This window comes from Isoptericola aurantiacus, assembly GCF_044769875.1.
GTDB lineage: Bacteria > Actinomycetota > Actinomycetes > Actinomycetales > Cellulomonadaceae > Isoptericola > Isoptericola aurantiacus.
Genome location: NZ_JBJBAE010000007.1, coordinates 80,149 through 97,136, shown reverse-complemented (window position 1 = coordinate 97,136; position 16,988 = coordinate 80,149). Strand labels below are relative to the sequence as shown.

At 69.5% G+C, this 16,988-nt stretch carries 13 protein-coding genes and 1 pseudogene; 10 read left to right on the top strand and 4 right to left on the bottom strand.

Going from position 1 to position 16,988, the window contains the following annotated elements; all coding sequences use genetic code 11:
- Positions 1 to 13: 13 nt before the first annotated feature.
- Positions 14 to 388, bottom strand: a complete 375-nt coding sequence (locus ACIQLL_RS16895) for a DUF1330 domain-containing protein (protein ID WP_402469680.1) — start codon at positions 386 to 388, stop codon at positions 14 to 16.
- Between the two features lie 207 nt (positions 389 to 595).
- Here ACIQLL_RS16895 and ACIQLL_RS16890 point away from each other — a divergent pair, with 207 nt between their 5' ends.
- Positions 596 to 1,165, top strand: a complete 570-nt coding sequence (locus ACIQLL_RS16890; RefSeq protein WP_402469678.1) for a GNAT family N-acetyltransferase — start codon at positions 596 to 598, stop codon at positions 1,163 to 1,165.
- A 6-nt stretch (positions 1,166 to 1,171) separates the two neighbouring features.
- Here ACIQLL_RS16890 and ACIQLL_RS16885 read toward each other — a convergent pair whose 3' ends face one another.
- The gene (locus ACIQLL_RS16885; RefSeq protein ID WP_402469676.1) at positions 1,172 to 2,269 is read right to left on the bottom strand and encodes a LacI family DNA-binding transcriptional regulator; all 1,098 of its coding nucleotides are present in this window, start codon (positions 2,267 to 2,269) and stop codon (positions 1,172 to 1,174) included.
- Positions 2,270 to 2,451: 182 nt separating this feature from the next.
- On the opposite strand from ACIQLL_RS16885, the gene ACIQLL_RS16880 reads away from it, so the two are divergent.
- Both ACIQLL_RS16880 and ACIQLL_RS16875 read left to right on the top strand, forming a co-directional pair.
- A complete protein-coding gene (locus tag ACIQLL_RS16880; RefSeq protein ID WP_402469674.1) occupies positions 2,452 to 3,678 on the top strand; it encodes an MFS transporter in 1,227 nt (408 codons plus the stop codon).
- A gap of 97 nt (positions 3,679 to 3,775) precedes the next feature.
- Positions 3,776 to 5,668 (top strand): DUF3352 domain-containing protein, encoded by a 1,893-nt coding sequence (locus tag ACIQLL_RS16875; protein ID WP_402469671.1) that lies wholly within the window; start codon positions 3,776 to 3,778, stop codon positions 5,666 to 5,668.
- 55 nt (positions 5,669 to 5,723) lie between these two features.
- Here the strand turns inward: ACIQLL_RS16875 and ACIQLL_RS16870 are convergent, their stop codons facing one another.
- Positions 5,724 to 7,247 carry a nucleobase:cation symporter-2 family protein gene (locus ACIQLL_RS16870; protein WP_402469669.1) on the bottom strand — a complete coding sequence of 508 codons (1,524 nt, stop codon included), beginning with the start codon at positions 7,245 to 7,247 and terminating at the stop codon, positions 5,724 to 5,726.
- Positions 7,248 to 7,707: 460 nt separating this feature from the next.
- Here ACIQLL_RS16870 and ACIQLL_RS16865 point away from each other — a divergent pair, with 460 nt between their 5' ends.
- The 3 genes from ACIQLL_RS16865 (at position 7,708) to ACIQLL_RS16855 (ending at position 12,122) form a co-directional block, all read left to right on the top strand.
- Positions 7,708 to 8,637, top strand: coding sequence for a Fic family protein (locus ACIQLL_RS16865; protein ID WP_402469667.1), 930 nt, complete (start codon positions 7,708 to 7,710; stop codon positions 8,635 to 8,637).
- Positions 8,638 to 8,748: 111 nt separating this feature from the next.
- A complete protein-coding gene (locus ACIQLL_RS16860) occupies positions 8,749 to 9,153 on the top strand; it encodes a (deoxy)nucleoside triphosphate pyrophosphohydrolase (RefSeq protein ID WP_402469665.1) in 405 nt (134 codons plus the stop codon).
- Positions 9,150 to 12,122, top strand: a complete 2,973-nt coding sequence (locus ACIQLL_RS16855; RefSeq protein ID WP_402469662.1) for a DEAD/DEAH box helicase — start codon at positions 9,150 to 9,152, stop codon at positions 12,120 to 12,122. The genes ACIQLL_RS16860 and ACIQLL_RS16855 overlap by 4 nt, the downstream gene beginning before the upstream one ends.
- A 261-nt stretch (positions 12,123 to 12,383) precedes the next feature.
- Here the strand turns inward: ACIQLL_RS16855 and ACIQLL_RS16850 are convergent, their stop codons facing one another.
- Positions 12,384 to 14,057: a nuclease-related domain-containing DEAD/DEAH box helicase gene (locus ACIQLL_RS16850; RefSeq protein WP_402469659.1), complete on the bottom strand. Its 1,674-nt coding sequence runs from the start codon at positions 14,055 to 14,057 to the stop codon at positions 12,384 to 12,386.
- Positions 14,058 to 14,213: 156 nt separating this feature from the next.
- On the opposite strand from ACIQLL_RS16850, the gene ACIQLL_RS16845 reads away from it, so the two are divergent.
- The 4 genes and pseudogenes from ACIQLL_RS16845 to ACIQLL_RS16830 all read left to right on the top strand — a co-directional run bounded on the left by ACIQLL_RS16845 (position 14,214) and on the right by ACIQLL_RS16830 (position 16,956).
- Positions 14,214 to 15,635, top strand: coding sequence for an ATP-binding protein (locus tag ACIQLL_RS16845; protein ID WP_402469657.1), 1,422 nt, complete (start codon positions 14,214 to 14,216; stop codon positions 15,633 to 15,635).
- 25 nt (positions 15,636 to 15,660) lie between these two features.
- Positions 15,661 to 16,044 (top strand): annotated as a pseudogene (locus tag ACIQLL_RS16840) (YchJ family protein); the annotation flags it as partial.
- Between the two features lie 64 nt (positions 16,045 to 16,108).
- A complete protein-coding gene (locus tag ACIQLL_RS16835) occupies positions 16,109 to 16,411 on the top strand; it encodes a putative quinol monooxygenase (RefSeq protein WP_402469655.1) in 303 nt (100 codons plus the stop codon).
- Positions 16,412 to 16,527: 116 nt separating this feature from the next.
- Positions 16,528 to 16,956, top strand: a complete 429-nt coding sequence (locus ACIQLL_RS16830) for an Hsp20/alpha crystallin family protein (protein WP_402469985.1) — start codon at positions 16,528 to 16,530, stop codon at positions 16,954 to 16,956.
- Positions 16,957 to 16,988 lie beyond the last annotated feature (32 nt).

Below are 16,988 nucleotides of genomic sequence, written 5' to 3'. Positions count from 1 at the left end.
CGCTACGCGTGCCTCACCCGCGCCGGCCCACCCACGGGACGGTGGGCTGCAGAACGGCCTCCGTGAGCGCGGCGGTCCGCAGCGTGACGATCTCCTGGTAGCCCGGGTCGGAGACCATGCGGACGAACGCGTCCACGCTCGGGTACCGCACGAGCAGCACGGCGTCCCACGCCTGGCCGTCCTCGGCGACGAGCGGGTCGCGGCCGTCGCCCGCGTAGACCACCTCGCCGCCGTGCTCGCGCAGGAACGGCGCTGCGCGGCGCGAGTACTCGTCGTAGGACGCGCGCCCGCCCGGCGCGAAGCGCAGGAGGTTGAGCATGACGACCGGCTCGCCGGGCGCGTGGTCGCGCAGCGCGGCCAGCGCGCCCTCGGTCGGGTCGACGGCCATGGTGCCTCCTCGGTCCTGGGGGCCGCCGAGGCGACGGCGGCTCGCCGGCCACGCTAGCCACGGCCGGGACCGCGCGGCACCGGTACCCGACCGATCGAGACGATGTCTCCCCTCGGTGTGCTGCGCTGCGCCGCGCGGAGGATCCTCCACCTGCAGGAGCGCACCCCACCGGGTGGGACGGGCCGCGGCGGGTTAGGGTTTCGCACCGTGACCGAGCCCCCGATCCCGCAGCGCGCTCCCCTGCCCGTCAGGACGAGCCGCCTCGTGCTGCGCACGTACACCGAGGAGGACGTCGAACCGCTGCTCGAGTACAACGCCGACCCGGAGGTCGCGCGGTTCCTGCTCGAGGAGCCCTGGACGCCGGAGAACGCCGAGACCCAGGTGGCCCGCCGGATGCAGCGCACCGGGATCGAGGAGCCAGGGTCGGCGCTGGCGCTGGTCGTGGAGCACGAGGGTCAGGTGGTCGGCGACGTCGCCCTGTGGACGACGGGGGACACGACGTCGCGCGGGGAGGTCGGCTGGGCGTTCCACCCGGCCCACACCGGGCGGGGCTTCGCCACGGAGGCGATGCGCACGGTGCTGCAGATCGCGTTCGACCACTACCGGATGCACCGGGTCGTGGCGCAGCTCGACGCCCGCAACGACCGGTCGGCCCGCCTCTGCGAGCGCATCGGGCTCAAGCAGGAGGGGCGGCTGCGCGAGGACTGGTGGTCCAAGGGCGAGTGGACCGACACCCTGGTCTACGCGATGCTCGAGCGGGAGTGGAAGACCCCCTGACCCGCCTCAGGCGGAGTCCCGCACCACCAGCGACGTCGGGAGCGTGACGGCCGAGGGCTCGGCGCCGTCGACGACGTCCAGCAGGAGGCGCACCATCTCGGCGCTGATGCGCTCGTACGGCTGCCGCATCGTGGTCAGCGCCGGGTGGAGCTGGGCGGCCACGCCGTTGTCGTCGAACCCGGCCACCGCGACGTCGTCGGGCACGTCCCGACCCGCCGCCTGGGCCGCGACGAGCGCACCGGCGGCCATGAGGTCGCTGTGGACGAACACGGCGTCGACGTCGGGGTGCCGCTCCAGGAGGTCCGCCATGGCGAGTCGGCCGCTCTCGCGCGTGTAGTCGCCGTGCACCACGAGGTCCGGGTCGAACGCGTCGCCGAGCACGTCGCGGAAGCCCTGCAGCCGCAGCACACCGCCGGGGGTGTCCATCGGCCCGGTGATGGTGGCGATGCGGCGGCGGCCGGAGTCGACCAGGTGCTGGGTCATGGCGCGGCCGCCGGAGCGGTCGTCGGCGGTGACGTAGGCGATCTTGTCCTCGAACCCCAGCGGGACGCCGCACGCGACCGTGGGGATGCCGAGGTCGAGCAGCTCGGTGAGCATCGGGTTGCCCGCGTGGGAGCTGATGAGCAGCACCCCGTCGACGTGCCCCGCCTCGACGTAGCCCGCGACGCGGCGGCGTTCCTCGGCCGTGCCCGCGACGAGCAGGACCATCGGCATCTCCCGGGCGGCGGCGGCCTGCGTGGCGCCCCGCAGCAGCAGGGAGAAGTTCGGGTCCTCGAACAGCAGGTGCTGCGGCTCGGTGAGCAGGAACGCGACGCTGTTGGAGCGGCCGGTGACCAGGGAGCGGGCGTGCTCGTTGGCGCGGTACCCGGTGCGCTTGATGGCGTCCTCGACGGCCGTGCGCGCCTCCGGCGAGACCCAGTGGCCGCCGTTGAGGAAGCGGGAGACCGTGCCGCGGCTGACCCCGGCGGTGGCGGCGACGTCGCGGATGGTGGGGCGCTTCGGGGGCTTGCGACGCCGGGTCGGTGCGGGCCGGGCGGCGGACGACGACGGCGCGTCCGGGGTGCCGGTGCCGGCGTCGGCGTCGTTGCTGGTCGGGCCTTCCATGGTGCGAGTGTAGCCGGTGGCTGTGAACGCTCACAGGGTCGTGGCCGGCGATCTCGTTCGGCACTGCCGGCTTCGTTCGGCAGCTCCGGAGTGCCGAGTGAGGCCAGCGGTGCCGAACGAGACCGAGGCGGCGTGCGAAAACCATGCGCCGCCGTCGTCCCCGGGCGCCTAGAATCGATTCGATGTCCACCGCCGGCCCCACCGTCGACGCCCGTCGTGCCACGATCATCCTGCTGGCGATGGGCGCCTCGACGTTCCTGTTCGTCACCGTCGAACAGCTCCCCTCCGGCCTGCTGACCCTCATGGCGCCGGACCTCGACCGCACCACGGCCGCGATCGGCCTGCTGGTCACCGCCTACGCGCTCGTCGTGCTCGTGTCCTCGGTGCCGCTGGCGCACCTCACCCGCAACCTGCAGCGGCGGTGGGTGCTCGCCGCCTGTGCCGGCGTCGCCGCGCTCGCCACCCTGTGGGCCGCGCTGACGCCGTCGTACGAGCAGCTCATGGCCGCCCGCGTGGTGACCGCGCTGGCCCAGGCGCTGTTCTGGGTGGCCGTCGTGCCCGCGACGGCGGGCCTGTTCCCCCCGAGGGTGCGCGGCAAGGTCATGGCCCGGCTGGCCGTCGGCAACTCGCTGGGCCCGGTGCTCGGGGTGCCGGCCGGGACCTGGCTCGGTGAGGCGACGTCGTGGCGCTGGTCCTTCGCGGCCGTGGCCGTGGTCTCGGCGATCATCATGGTGGTCGTCATCGTGCTGTTCCCGGCGGTGTCGCCGTCGGCGGGCGGCGCGAGCGAGGCACCGTTCGCCTCGATGCGGCGCTACGTCTCCGTCATGGTCGTCACCGTGCTCGCCGTCACCGGGGCCTTCGGCATGATCACGTTCGTCACCCAGTACCTCATCGACGTCGCCGGGTTCGCCCAGTCCGACCTGCCGGCGTTGCTGCTCCTGCAGGGCGGCGCCGGGGTGCTCGGCGCCGTCGTGGTGGGACGGTTCCTCGACCGGCGGCCCGTGGGGGCGCTCCTGGCCGGGCTCGGGGTGCTGGTCGTGGCGATGGTGGGCCTCTGGGTCGTCGGCTCGTCCCCCGTCGGTGCGGTGGCCTGCCTGCTGCTGTTCGGGTTCTCGTTCTCCACCGTGCCGCCCGTGCTGTCGCACCGGGTGCTGCTCATCTCCCCGCACGGCACGAACATGGGGCAGGCGATCTCCTCGGCACTGTTCAACCTCGGGATCGCCGGCGGGTCGGCGCTGGGCGCCCTGCTCGTGTCCGTCGTCGGGATCGAGGCGGTGCCGCTGGTGGGCGCCGGCATCGTGCTGCTGGCCCTGCTGGTCGCCCTGTGGGAGGAGCGGACCAACCCGCCGCTCGGGTCGCTGGTGGAGCGGGAGGTCGGCGCGGCGCTGGGCGGCGGCGAGCCCGGCTGATCCCGGGCCGTTCCTGCTGTGGACGGCGCTTCCGCCGCGGTCGAGGAGTCGATACGGTCAGCACTCCGCTATCGACGAACTCCCAGGAGACTCCCACGTGAACGACCGTCCGCAGCCGCCGGAGAACCCCGCAGACCCGCCGTCGGGCCAGGATCCGGAACCCCTCGCTGCGCCGCAGGAGCCGCACACCGTCCCGCTCACGGACCCCGAAGGATCCGAGCAGCCCGCCCGCGGCTCGCGCAAGGGCCTGCTGATCGGCGGCTCGATCGCCGCCGGGCTGCTCGTCCTCGGCGGCGCCGGGGCCGCGGCCTACGCCATGCTCGACGGCGGCGGCGCGCAGCCGGAAGCCGCGCTGCCCGCGGACACCCTCGGCTACGTGCGCGTCGACCTGGACCCCTCCGCCGAGCAGAAGATCAACCTGCTGCGCCTGGCGACCCGGCTGCCCGACCTGTCCGAGGACCTGGGCGTCGAGCTCTCCGAGGACTCCGACCTCAAGCAGGTCCTGGTCGAGGCGATCTCGGCCGACGGTGACTGCGAGATCGACTACGACGCCGACGTCGCCCCCTGGATCGGCGAGCGCGGGGCGATCGCCGCGCTCCCCGGCGACGGCGACGAACCGACCGCCGTCGGCGTGCTGGCCGTGACCGACGAGGACGCCGCCCGCACCGCGCTCGAGTCCGGGCTGGGCTGCGGCGGGACCGACGCGACGCAGGTCGCCTTCACCTCCGGGTACGCGATCATCACCGACGGCGCGGCCGCGGCCGACGTCGTGGCCGCCGCCGAGCAGGCCTCCCTCGCCGACGACGCCGCGTTCGCCGCGGACATGGAGGCCCTCGGCGACGCGGGCCTCGTGTCGTTCTGGGCGGACGCCGAGGGCATCCTCGACTGGGCCGTCGGCGCCATCCCGGAGCTCTCCGAGGGCGCGCTGGACCAGAGCACGCTCGACAGCGTCGACGGGTTCACCACGGTCGCCGGGGCGCTGCGCGCCAACCCCGACGGCATCGAGCTGGAGACCCTCACGGCCGGCGACGACGAGGCGCTCGCGCCGTACCGCGCGTCCGGCCCGTCGGTGACGGCGGCGCTGCCGGAGACCACGCTGGTGGCGATGGCCGGCTCGAGCACGCCCGAGGCGATCGACGAGGGGTGGGAGCAGTTCCGCGAGCTGTACGACTCCCTGGGCTCGACGCTCGGTGGAGGATCCCTGCTCTCGGGCCTCGAGGGCGTCTCGCCCGCGGCCGTCGACACCCAGGCCGCTGCGGAGGTGGACCCCGAGCTGTACGACCTCTGCGAGGAGGCGGCCTACGACTACCTCGGGACCAGCGACGCCGACCTGTCGGCCGAGGACCAGATGGTGTTCGACATCTTCATGGAGTCCTGCACCGGGGTCTCGGCCGACGGTTCGACGACCGCCGCCGACGACCCCTGGGGCCTCGGGACGTCGGGTCAGCCCGACCTCGACGGCATGGTCGCCCTGCTCGCGGACGAGTTCGACATCCACCTGCCGGACGACCTCGCGACCCTGGCGGGCGAGGAGGTCGCGGTCGCGGTCGACGCCCGGGGGCTGGACTCGCTCGAGTCCGTCCAGGGCGTCGAGGACGTCTCCGTGGGCGTGCGCACCGTCGGCGACACCGACGCGCTGCAGGACCTCGCCGGCCGGATCGACAGCCTGATGACCGGGGCCGGGATGACGCCGCTGGGGACCGCTGCGGCGGACGACGGGTTCGTGTTCGCGACGAACGACGCGTACGCCACCGAGCTCGCCGGCGACGGCGGCCTCGGCTCCACGGACGCGTTCCGCAGCGTCGTGACCGACGAGGAGCCGAGCAGCGTGGTGTTCGTCGACCTCGACCGCCTCACGGACGTGCTGCGTCCCGTGCTCGAGTCGAGCCCGGAGAGCCTCTCCTACCTCGACCCGCTGCGCGCCGTCGGCATGACGTCCGGTGCCGACGACACGCACGCGCGCACGGAGCTCCGGGTCAGCTTCGACTGATCGCCGGCGGCGGCCGGGGCGTCGTGCGTGACGCCCCGGCCGCCGTCGTGCCCCGTCAGGCCTTCTCGCCGGACTGACCGGTCGGCGGCTCCGATCCGTCGACGACGGCGTCCGAGCCCGTCGTCGACGCCGGCGCCGGGACCTCGACCGTCGAGCTCGTGCCGGTGGCCGTGTCGTAGGTGAGCACCGCGGGCTGGACCGCCCGCAGGGCATCGTGCGGCGCGATCTCCTGGGTGTCCTGGATCCCCCGGAGCTGGTCGCCGTTCAGGAGCAGGTTGAGCCCGATGGCGGTGATGGCACCCGCGCTGATGCCGGAGTCGAAGATGAGCTGGAACCAGGTCGGGAAGTCCGCGTAGATCTCGGGCTTGACCGTGGGCAGCATCGCGACGCCGAGAGACACGGCGACCACCAGGATGTTCTTGTTGTCGAACCGCACCTTGGACAGCGAGCGGATGCCCGACGCCGCGACCATGCCGAACAGGGCGATCCCCGCCCCGCCGAGCACCGCGCTCGGGACACCCTCGACGACGGCGCCGACCTTCGGCACCAGGCCGAGGACCACGAGGATGAGGCCCGCCATCGTCGCGACGAACCGCGAGGCGACGCCCGTGAGGCTGACCAGGCCGACGTTCTGCGCGAACGCCGTGTAGGGGAAGGTGTTGAAGAACCCGCCGAGCACGGTGGACAGCCCGTCGGCCCGCAGGCCGTCCGCGAGGCGCTTCTTGGTGACCTTCTTGTCGATGATCTCGCCGACGGCGATCATGTCGCCGGTGGTCTCGACCATGATCACCAGGCCCACCACCAGCATGGACAGCACGGCCGCGACGGGGAACGTCGGTACGCCGAAGTGCAGCGGCGTGACGAGGGCGAACCAACCCGCCTCGCCGACGCCGGACCAGTCGACCTTGCCCATCGGCAGCGCCGCGAGCGTGCCCAGCGCCAGGCCGATGAGCACCGAGCAGCGGGCGATCGCCGCGGGGGCGAAGCGTTCGATGAGCACGATGAACAGCAGCGTCCCGGCGGCCAGGCCGAGGTCCGACGGCGCGGCCGACTCGCCCTGGTTGGTGATCCAGCCGGCGGCGACGTCCATGAGCGAGACGCCGATGATGAGGATGACCGTGCCGGTGACCAGCGGCGGGAAGTACCGCAGGAGCTGGGAGAAGAACGGCGCGACGAGGATCATGAACAGGCCGCAGGCGATCGTGGCGCCGAAGACCGCGGTGATGTCGAACGTGGTGCCGATGCTGATCATCGGGCCGACGGCGGCGAAGGTGACGCCCTGCATCAGCGGCAGCCGGACGCCGAACCGCCAGAACCCGACCGACTGGATGATCGAGGCGATGCCCGCGACGAACAGGTCGGCGCTGATGAGGAACGCGAGGTCCTCCGCCGAGTAGCCCAGGGCGCCACCCACGATGAGCGGGACGGCGACCGCGCCCGCGTACATGGCGAGCACGTGCTGCAGGCCGAGCGGGAAGAGGCGGGCGAGGCGCGGGATCTCGTCCACCGGGTGCTTGGCGTGCGGAGCGGCGGGTTGCTGCGGTTGCGTGGCTTCTGGGGCGGGTGGCGCGTCGGTCATGTCGCTGGTCCCTCCGTGGCGTGGGTCGCCCGTGCGGCGGCGTTAAGTGCACGCTAAAGAGGGTTGGTTTCAGCGGGATGAAGCAGTGTGACGGGTGGGTAATTTCTGGGACGGCTGCGGTCACGCGCGGCAAGGGTCGGACGATGACACTATGACTCAATCATTGCGTCACGGTCGACGCCGATGACACAATGATTGAGTCATAGCGTCATCGGGGAGGGAGTGGTCGGCCATGGCAACGATCTACCGCACCCCCGAAACCGACCTGGAGGACACCGGGGTCGTCGCCGAGATCCACGACCTGCGCGACTCTCTCGCGATGATGCTGCGGACCCCTCGGCGCTGGACCAGCGGGATGCGCCGGACCACGCAGGCTCGCGCGATCCAGGGCTCGAACACCATCGAGGGCTACACGGTCACAGACCAGGACGCGCTGGCGGCCGTGGACGACGAGCCCCCGATGACCGCCGACGAGCGCACCTGGTCGGAGATCCTCGGCTATCGCCGCATGATGACCTACGTCCTGCGCATGGCGCCCGAAGTCGGCTTCACCGTGGACTCCCAGACCCTGCGCTCGCTGCACTTCATGCTGCTCGAGCACGATCTCGCCGTCGACCCGGGTCGATTCCGGCCGGGTTCGATCTACGTCCGCGACGAGGCTGCGGATGCCACCGTCTACGAGGGACCACCGGCGGACGACGTCCCCGCCCTGGTCGACGAGCTCGTCTGCTCGCTGCGCACCGATGGGACCGACACCCTGGTCGACGCAGCCATGGCACACCTGAACCTGGTGATGATTCACCCGTTCAAGGACGGCAACGGCCGCATGGCCCGGGCGTTGCAGACCCTCGTCCTCGCCCAGGATCACGTGCTGGAGCCGACGTTCTCCAGCATCGAGGAATGGCTGGGCAACAACACCGACGACTACTACCGAGTCCTCGCAGCGACCGGCCAGGGCTCATGGAGTCCCCAGAACAGCGCCGACCTGTGGATCAAGTTCAGCCTCCGCGCTCATCACATGCAGGCGCAGACGCTGCGACGCCGCTTCGACGAGGCCGAAGGAATCTGGAGCGCGCTCGACGAGCTCGTCGCCCGGTCCGGGCTGAACGAACGCGCCGCCGACGCACTGTTCGACGCCGTACGCGGCCTCCGCGTCGTACGTCCGACCTACGTCAAGCAGAGCGGTGTCGAGGAGCAGACAGCGAGCCGCGACCTCCGGGCGCTCGTCCGTGCCGGGCTCCTCGAGGCGCATGGTCAGACGCGCGGGCGCTACTACACGGCAGCGGGCGAACTGCAGGACCTCGGGCGGCAGATCCGGGCCGACCGGACATCGCTGGTGGACCCGTATCCGTGGCTCATCGGCGAGCTGCGGCGGCGAGTCGGGCGTTAACGCATCTGGCGTGGCGCGTCCCGAGTACGTGGCGTTAAGTCGCCATCGCCACATCTGAGAATCACCCGGTCGGTGTTTGGCCACGTCGGCCACGCGTGGAAAGCTGCGCGTGTGGAATCCGCGAAGCACATCGACGTCGTCGGCGCAGTCATCGTCGACCAGGGACTAGTCCTTTGCGCCCAACGTGGGCCGCACGGAAGCCTCCCAGGAATGTGGGAGTTTCCCGGCGGGAAGATCGAGACCGGTGAGACACCCCGCGAAGCCCTCCAACGAGAGATCGAGGAAGAGCTCAGGTGTGACGTGCGAGTTGGCGCCCAGGTCGCGACCACCAGCCATGCCTACGACTTCGGTGTCGTGACGCTAACCACGTTCTACTGCGGGCTCGTCTCTGGCAACCCCACTCTGACCGAACATGAAGCAGTCCAGTGGCTCCCACCCGCCGAACTTGGAAGGCTTGCCTGGGCACCCGCGGACGTACCCGCAGTCCAAAAGATCCAGGGAGACCACGTGCGATGAGTGCTGACTTTGTCTGGAGCAACCAGTTCGAGCTCGACCTCGACTACGGATTCCTCAGCACTGCCACCCATGGAGCTCCCCGCAGCCACAACCCACGCGTCGTCTTGAATGACGACGGCAGCACCGTCCTTCGTGAGATTCGCGCTGAGCTGCACCGGTGCAGCTCGTTTACCTTCTCTGTGGCATTCGTGGCCCCAGCAGCGATCGCCCTCCTCAAGCAGGACCTCGTGGAGTTCGAAGGGGTGGGTCGTATCGTAACCTCCGACTACCTCGGGTTCAACTCCCCCGAAGCATTCGCCGAACTCCTCAACCTCCAGCAACTCGGAATTGATGTCCGCCTACACAACGCCAGCGGATTTCATCCCAAGGGTTATGTATTCGAACATGCCGACGCCGTGACGACCATGATGGGAAGCTCAAACCTTACACCAAGCGCACTCTTGAAGAACCATGAGTGGAACCTCAAGGTGTCGGCTGCTCCCGGGAGCGACCTTGCTGCTCAATTGAATGACCTTACCGATCGGCAGATCGAAGACTCAGTGCCACTCTCATCCATATGGATTGAGTGGTACGCCCAGACATACTATCGCCCGAGCGAACGCCCGCCTAGGATTCCGCGCGACCTCTCTGCACTCCTACCATCAGCCGTTCCGCCACCATACCCGCTGGGCGAGCCGGTGGTTCCGAACGGCGCCACCCAGCCGGAAGCCACGGCGCCCGAGATCGCGCCAAACAGCATGCAACGCGATGCACTGGATGCCCTTGCGCTCGTCCGCGCAAGCGGCGAGAGACGCGCAATCGTCATCTCCGCGACCGGTACAGGAAAGACGATTCTGTCCGCACTCGACGTTCGCGCCGTAAACCCTCGGCGGCTACTCTTCGTCGTCCACCGCGAGCAGATCTTGGACCGAACCATCGTGGAGTACCACAAGGTGCTCGGCGGCTCGTCGAGCGACTACGGGAAGCTGACAGGATCGGCGAAAGACTTCGGCGCACGCTACCTGTTCGCAACCGTCCAGACCATATCCCAGCCAGACATTCTAGCGCGATTCGCCCCCGATGTCTTCGACTACGTGATCATAGACGAGGCCCACCGGGCCGGGGCATCCAGGCACCGGCGCGTGCTGCAACATTTCGATCCGGTCTTCCTGCTTGGGATGACAGCGACCCCCGAGCGCACCGATAACTTCAACGTTTTCGAGCTCTTCGACTACAACGTTCCTTACGAGATTCGCCTCAACCACGCACTCGAGGAAGACATGCTTGCTCCGTTTCACTACTACGGCGTTACGGATATCACGTTCGACGACAACACCACAGTAGACGCGGACAGCGATCTCAACCTACTCATTTCTGCAGATCGGATATCGCATCTGGTCCGCACCATAGAGACCTACGGCCATGCCGGAGTTCCACCAAAAGGCCTTATCTTCTGTAGCCGCAAGGACGAGGCGCGGCGACTATCCCAAGCACTCAATGGCTCGACCCTCCGGGGGCGGCCGCTGCGAACGGAAGCGCTCACCGGTGAGGACTCGATCGAACACCGAGAGCAGGCGGTCGAACGTCTTGTGCGCGGCGAGCTCGACTACATCCTAAGCGTGGATGTTTTCAACGAGGGCGTCGACATCCCTTCCGTCAACCAGGTCATCATGCTGCGACAGACCCAATCAGCAATCGTGTTTGTCCAGCAATTGGGTCGCGGGCTACGGAAACACGCCGAGAAGGAGTATCTGGTCGTCATCGACTTTATCGGCAACTACGCGAACAATTTCCTCATCCCGATTGCTCTGTTCGGAGACGATTCACTCAACAAGGAATCGTTGCGCCAGAACCTCATCGCAGCCGAGGAGGCAGGAGCTCTGCCGGGTCTGTCGAGCGTCCAATTCGATAGGATCGCGCAGGAGCGGGTGCTTAACTCAATCCGTGACACAAAGCTTGATGACATGTCCCGACTTAAAGCGGCAATCCTCGCAATGCGAAACCGTGTCGGCGGCACGCCGAAACTCTGGGACTTCTTCCGGTTCGAGTCGGTCAATCCGGTGGTGCTGGCGACTAAGAAGGATCATTTCCCAGCACTTACCGCCAAGGTACTCCGCGAGTCCGTCGCGCTGTCCGCGGACGAAAACCGCGCACTGCATCTACTCTCCCACGAGGTCCTGCCCGCCAAGCGTCCTCACGAACTATTTCTGCTCGGCGCTCTACTGGACGATACCCGTGTTCCCACCTCGCGCGTGCAGACGCTCTGGCAAGACCGCGGGCTGCCCACGACCCCCTCCCACGTCACTAGCGCAATCGATACCTTCACCCTCGAAGGCTTCGCGGAGGCTGACGTGAAACGCTACGGCGGCGGCATCGTTGAACACGACGGTTCCGCCATCTCGCTCCGACCTGAGATCGCCCGCGGCTACCAAGCAAATTCGGCTTTCAGAGACGCGATCGACGATCTAATGGACACAGGCTTGGCTCTGGTCGCCAAGCAGTACAACATGTCGTCGCCGTTCACTCCCGCAAGGCAATACTCACGCAAAGAGGTGCTGCGCCTTCTCTGCTGGCCACGCAAATGGGTGTCGACTCTCTACGGATACAAGGTCGACCTCTCGACTGGTCCTGTGCCAGCTTGCCCGATCTTTGTCACCTTACACAAATCGACGGAGATTTCCGCGAACACTGCCTATGAAGACACTTTGCTCGACCCGTCAACAATGCTCTGGTACACGAGGAGCCGCCGGACCCTGTCCAGCGGCGAAGTGAAACCGATTGTCAACAACGACGTGAAGCTTTTTGTTTTTGTCAAGAAAGACGACGCCGAAGGGTCGGACTTTTATTTTCTCGGCGACGCGACGTCGCACGATGCCGAGCAGACGACGATGAAAGAGACTGGTGCCTCGGTTGTCCGCATGAAGCTCCGGTTCACTGAGCCGATCGAGGCAGCACTATTCGACTACTTTCACCCTACTATCGTCGAGTAGCGCCGGGGACGATGACGCAGCGGTGGGTGTAGTTGATCGCTTCGACGGTCTCAGGGATGCTGCTGGGCGGCTCCGCCCTCGTCGCCCTTGGCCCCAGCGTCGAGCTTGTCGTCGCCGATCTCTGCGGGGGCGGTCGTGCGCGTCGTGCATGACGGCGTCAGCCACCGCGCGAGCTCATCGCCGTCGACATAGTCATTGGCATAGTCACTAGCTTCCTCACTGGCGATGCTTGTGACGAAGTAGTGCTTCGGAGCCCTCGGCTCAGGGGCCGCCGATGCTCCACCTCTCCGCCTTCTCGAGCCGCCGCCGCACGCCCTCGCCCCCGACCTCCTCGATCCACGACCGGTCCCCGACCACCACGAGCAGCGTCCGCGCCCGCGACAGCCCGGTGTACAGCATCTTCTTCGCCCGCTCGAGATCCCGCACCCCGTTGACGGCGACCACGACCACGGGCCGCTCGAGCCCCTTGAACCCGAGCACGTGCCCGTAGAACACGTCCTCGGCGGCGAAGAAGGTGTCCCAGTACTCGGCGTACCCGCCGAGCTGGACCTCGTTGACCTGTTCGGGGTGCCGCCGCCCGGTGGCCAGCAGCGCGACGTCGCCGGGCGCCCAGCCCTCGTCGAGCAGCGCCTCGACGGCGTCGTCGGCCGCCGCGAGCGCCGAGTCGGCCGGCACGTCGACCACGCGCACGGGCGGCCCGTCGAGCCCGCGCGGCTTGACCACCTCGGACGACAGCGATCCGAACACCTGCGCGATCTGCTTCGTGGACCGCAGGTTCTCGTTCAGGGTGACAGGCACCAGGGACAGCGGCACGCGCCCGTCGCGCGGGAAGACCCGCTGCGCGTCGTCGAGGAACACGTACACGCCGCCGTCGTCCGTGTCTCGCAGGCACCGCAGCAGGGACGGCCACCACAGGTCGCCGAAGTCCTGCGCCTCGTCGACGACGACGGCGTCGAACAGCTCGTCCGGTCCGCGCAGCGCGGCGAGCCGCCCGAGCTCGAGCGGCAGGTGCCGTTCCCAGTAGTCGGGGTCGTCGTCGCGTCCGCCGACGGCGCCCCAGGTCAGCGGCAGGTCGTGGAACAGCCCGACGTAGGCGGGGCGGTCCCGGGCCGGCCAGGTCTCGGTGATCCGCTGGAAGTACCGGCCCAGGCCGCGCGAGTAGCACAGCAGGGCGACACGCTCGCCCGCGCGGGTCCGCCGTCGTGCCTGCTCGAGGGCGAGGTACGTCTTGCCGGACCCGGCCCCGCCGACCACGCGCATGCGCCGCACCTGGGACAGGGTGTCGAGGACGCTCGCCTGGTCGCGGGTCATCTGCTCGAGCCGGGTCGCGTGCTCCAGCGCCCGCGTCAGGTTCTCGGATTGGCTGGGGAACCGGCCGGCGAACGCGGCGACGATCTGCTCGGCACCGGCCTCGTCGAGCGGCGCATATCCCTGCCCGTGCCGCACGATCGCGTGCTTGACGCGTTCGACGACGCCGCCCGCCCGTTCGACGTCGTCGCGCCCGACGAGCATGTCCCGCGGCAGGTCGAGGGAGTCCCACCCGCCGGAGACGTACCGGTGCGGAAACGCCACCAGGTGGGCGGTGCGGGCCGATGCTGCGGCCAGCCCCTGCTGACGCAGCAGCGCCTGCAGCGCGTGCCGCGCGGCCTGGACCTGCCGCACCGGGGAGATCTGGTGCTGCGTGGGTCCGCTGCCCTGCAGCCAGCGCCCGTCGGACCGTTCGATGTGCCCGCCCTTGACCTCGACGACGGCGAGACCCACACCGGGCCAGGCGACGAGCAGGTCGATCTCGTACTCCTGCTCGTGCTCCTGCAGGTGCACGCCGTGCAGCACGACGACGTCGTCGGGGAGCTGGTCGCGCAGCGCCTCCCAGATCGCCCGCTCGGCACCGCCGTCCTCCGGGAAGTCGGGCGAGGGAGGGAAGGAACGCGGCATGCTCCGTTCGTACCCGATGGAACGGTTCAGGTCACGCATGCGCCAAGGACGGGTCGCCCTGGTCACCTGATTTCACCCTGGCTCGAAACACCCATCCATGAGACACTCATCTTTGAAGCACTCATACATGAATGTCTTCCTGGGAGGGGTCTGCCTGTGCGAACCTTCGTCGGGCGCAGCGCGGAACTCGGCATGCTCGACCGACTGCTCGCGCGAACATCTGAGGACGCCGACCGTCCGGGGCGTTCCGTGCTCGTCCGCGGCCGCCGTCGAGTCGGCAAGTCTCGGCTCGTCGAAGAGTTCGTCGACCGCGCCGCCGTCCCGTCGTTCTTCTTCACGGCGGCCGGCGGTCCTCCCGCCACTGACCTCGCGGACTTCACCGCGGAGCTCAAGGCCTCCGACCTTCCCGACGCCTCGACAGCCACCCCGGCAGAACCTCCGACGACCTGGACCAGCGCCTTCCAGATGCTGGCAGCCGCGCTGCCGACAGACCGGGCCAGCGTCGTCGTCCTCGACGAGATGCCCTACCTCGTCCGGGCCGACCCCGCGTTCGAGGGAGCCCTGCAGCGAGCCTTCGACCGACAGTTCTCACGTCTGCCGGTGCTCCTGATCCTCGTCGGCTCCGACCTCGCGACGATGGAGCAGATCAACACCTACGGCCGCCCCTTCTACCAACGCGCGACGGAGATGGTCGTCCCCCCGCTCAACCCCGCCGACGTCGCATCGCTGCTCGCGCTCCAGCCCGCCGACGCGATCGACGCCTACCTCGTCACCGGTGGGCTCCCCCTGCTGCTCGACACCTGGCCGTCCGACGCGGACCTGTGGGCCTACCTCACGGACTCGCTCGCCGACCCGACGTCTCCGCTGATCGTCAGTGGTGAGCGCAGCCTGGCCGCCGAGCTTCCCACCGAAGCGCAGGCACGCACGGTGCTCCGCGCCGTCGGACACGGAGAACGGACCTTCACCACCATCGGGCGCGCGTCCGGACTGCCGCAAGCCTCACTCCAACGCGCCCTGGAACTGCTGACCGAACGGCGGATCGTCGCCGCGGACACGCCACTGTCCACGCGCCCCAGCAAGGAGACCCGCTACCGCGTCGACGACCCCTACCTGCGGTTCTGGCTGCGCTTCGTCAGGCCGGGGTTGCCTCTGATCGAACGGGGACGCGGCGACCAGCTGCTCGCCCGCGTGCGCGACGGCTGGACCTCGTGGCGGGGACGAGCCGTCGAACCTGTGATCCGTGAGGCCCTGTGGAGGCTCGCCGGGTCCGGACCGTTCCCGGACACCAGTGCCGTGGGCGGATACTGGACGCGCACCAACGACCCGGAGATCGACCTCGTCGGCGCCGACCGGGAAGGCGTCGCACAGACCCTGACCTTCGTCGGCTCCGTCAAGTGGCTGGAGCACCGCGCGTTCGACCACCGCGATCTGGCACGGCTCCACCAGCACCGGGACAGGCTGCCCGGGGCCACCGAGGAGACTCCGCTCGTCGCCGTCTCACGTAGTGGTGTCGATGTCGTCGGCGTGACTGCCGTCGGACCCGCCGACCTGCTGGAGGCGTGGACGGCGTCCGTGTGAACGCAGACCCGCACCGCGAGCCGTCGTGCCCCACCATGGACCTGTGGACGACGCGACCCGCTGCCCCTGCCTGTCCGGCCTGCCCTACGGCGAGTGCTGCGGCCCGCTGCACCGGGGCGAGCGCGCCGCCCCGACCGCAGAGGCGCTCATGCGCTCGCGCTACAGCGCCTTCGCCGCCGGCGAGGCGGACTACCTGCGCGCCACCTGGCACCCGAGCACACGGCCGGCCTCGCTGGAGCTCGACCCGGGACGGCGGTGGCGCCGCCTCGACATCCTCGGCACGCAGGCTGGCAGACCGTTCCACGACGCCGGGCACGTCGAGTTCGTCGCGTCGTTCACCGACGACGACGGCACGCGTGGCCGGCTGCACGAGCGCAGCCGGTTCGTGCGCGACGGCGGCACCTGGTTCTACGTGGACGGCGACGTGCAGCCCTGGGGCGCTGGTGTCGGTGCCCGCCGCTACCGTCACGACCATGACCTTCGCCAACGTCGGCACCCTGGGTGCCGTGCCCGGGAAACGGGACGAGCTGGTCGCCCGCCTGACGGCCCGCAGCGACGAGCTGGCCGACGCCGGCTGCCTGCTCTACGAGGTCGGCGTCAGCGACGACCACCCCGACACCGTGTTCGTCGCCGAGCTGTGGACGTCGGCACAGGCGCACCGCGCGTCCCTGGAGCTCGCGAGCGTCCAGGCGTCCATCGCGGCGGCCCGCCCGCTGCTGTCCGGGGAGTTCGGCGGCTTCCGGTTCGACGTCGTCGGCTCACCGCTGCACGACTGAGGCGCCCGCGCACGGGTCTCCCGCGAACGCCCGCCGTCCGCCGTCGGCGAACCCGGAAATTGAGCGGACCCGACTCAGGTTGGACCTCTCGGAAGCACCCCCGAGAGGAGCACCTCATGACCACCACCCTGAACCGCACCCTGCTCGCCGACGCCTGGCTGCGTGACCTGTGGACGCCCCGTGCCACCGCGCCGCAGCGCCCCCAGAGCAGCAGCCCTGCCGCGGACGTCTACCGCGACGGCGAGGACCTCGTCGCCCGCCTCGACCTGCCGGGCATCGACCCCGCGCAGGACGTCACGGTCGAGGTCGAGGGCCGCAAGCTCGTCGTGACCGGCGAGCGCAAGGACCAGCGTGACGCCGAGGCCGAGGGCCGCCGCGTCTCCGAGGTCCGCTTCGGCGCCTTCCGCCGCGTCGTCACCCTGCCGAGGTCCGTCGACGGCGACGCCGTGACGGCCTCCTACGACGCCGGAGTCCTGACGGTCACCGTCGCCGGTGTGTTCGCCGGCACGACGCCGCAGCGCATCGAGGTCACGACCGCGGCCTGACCGGCGGCCGACAGACCGGTCGAGCGTCTCTG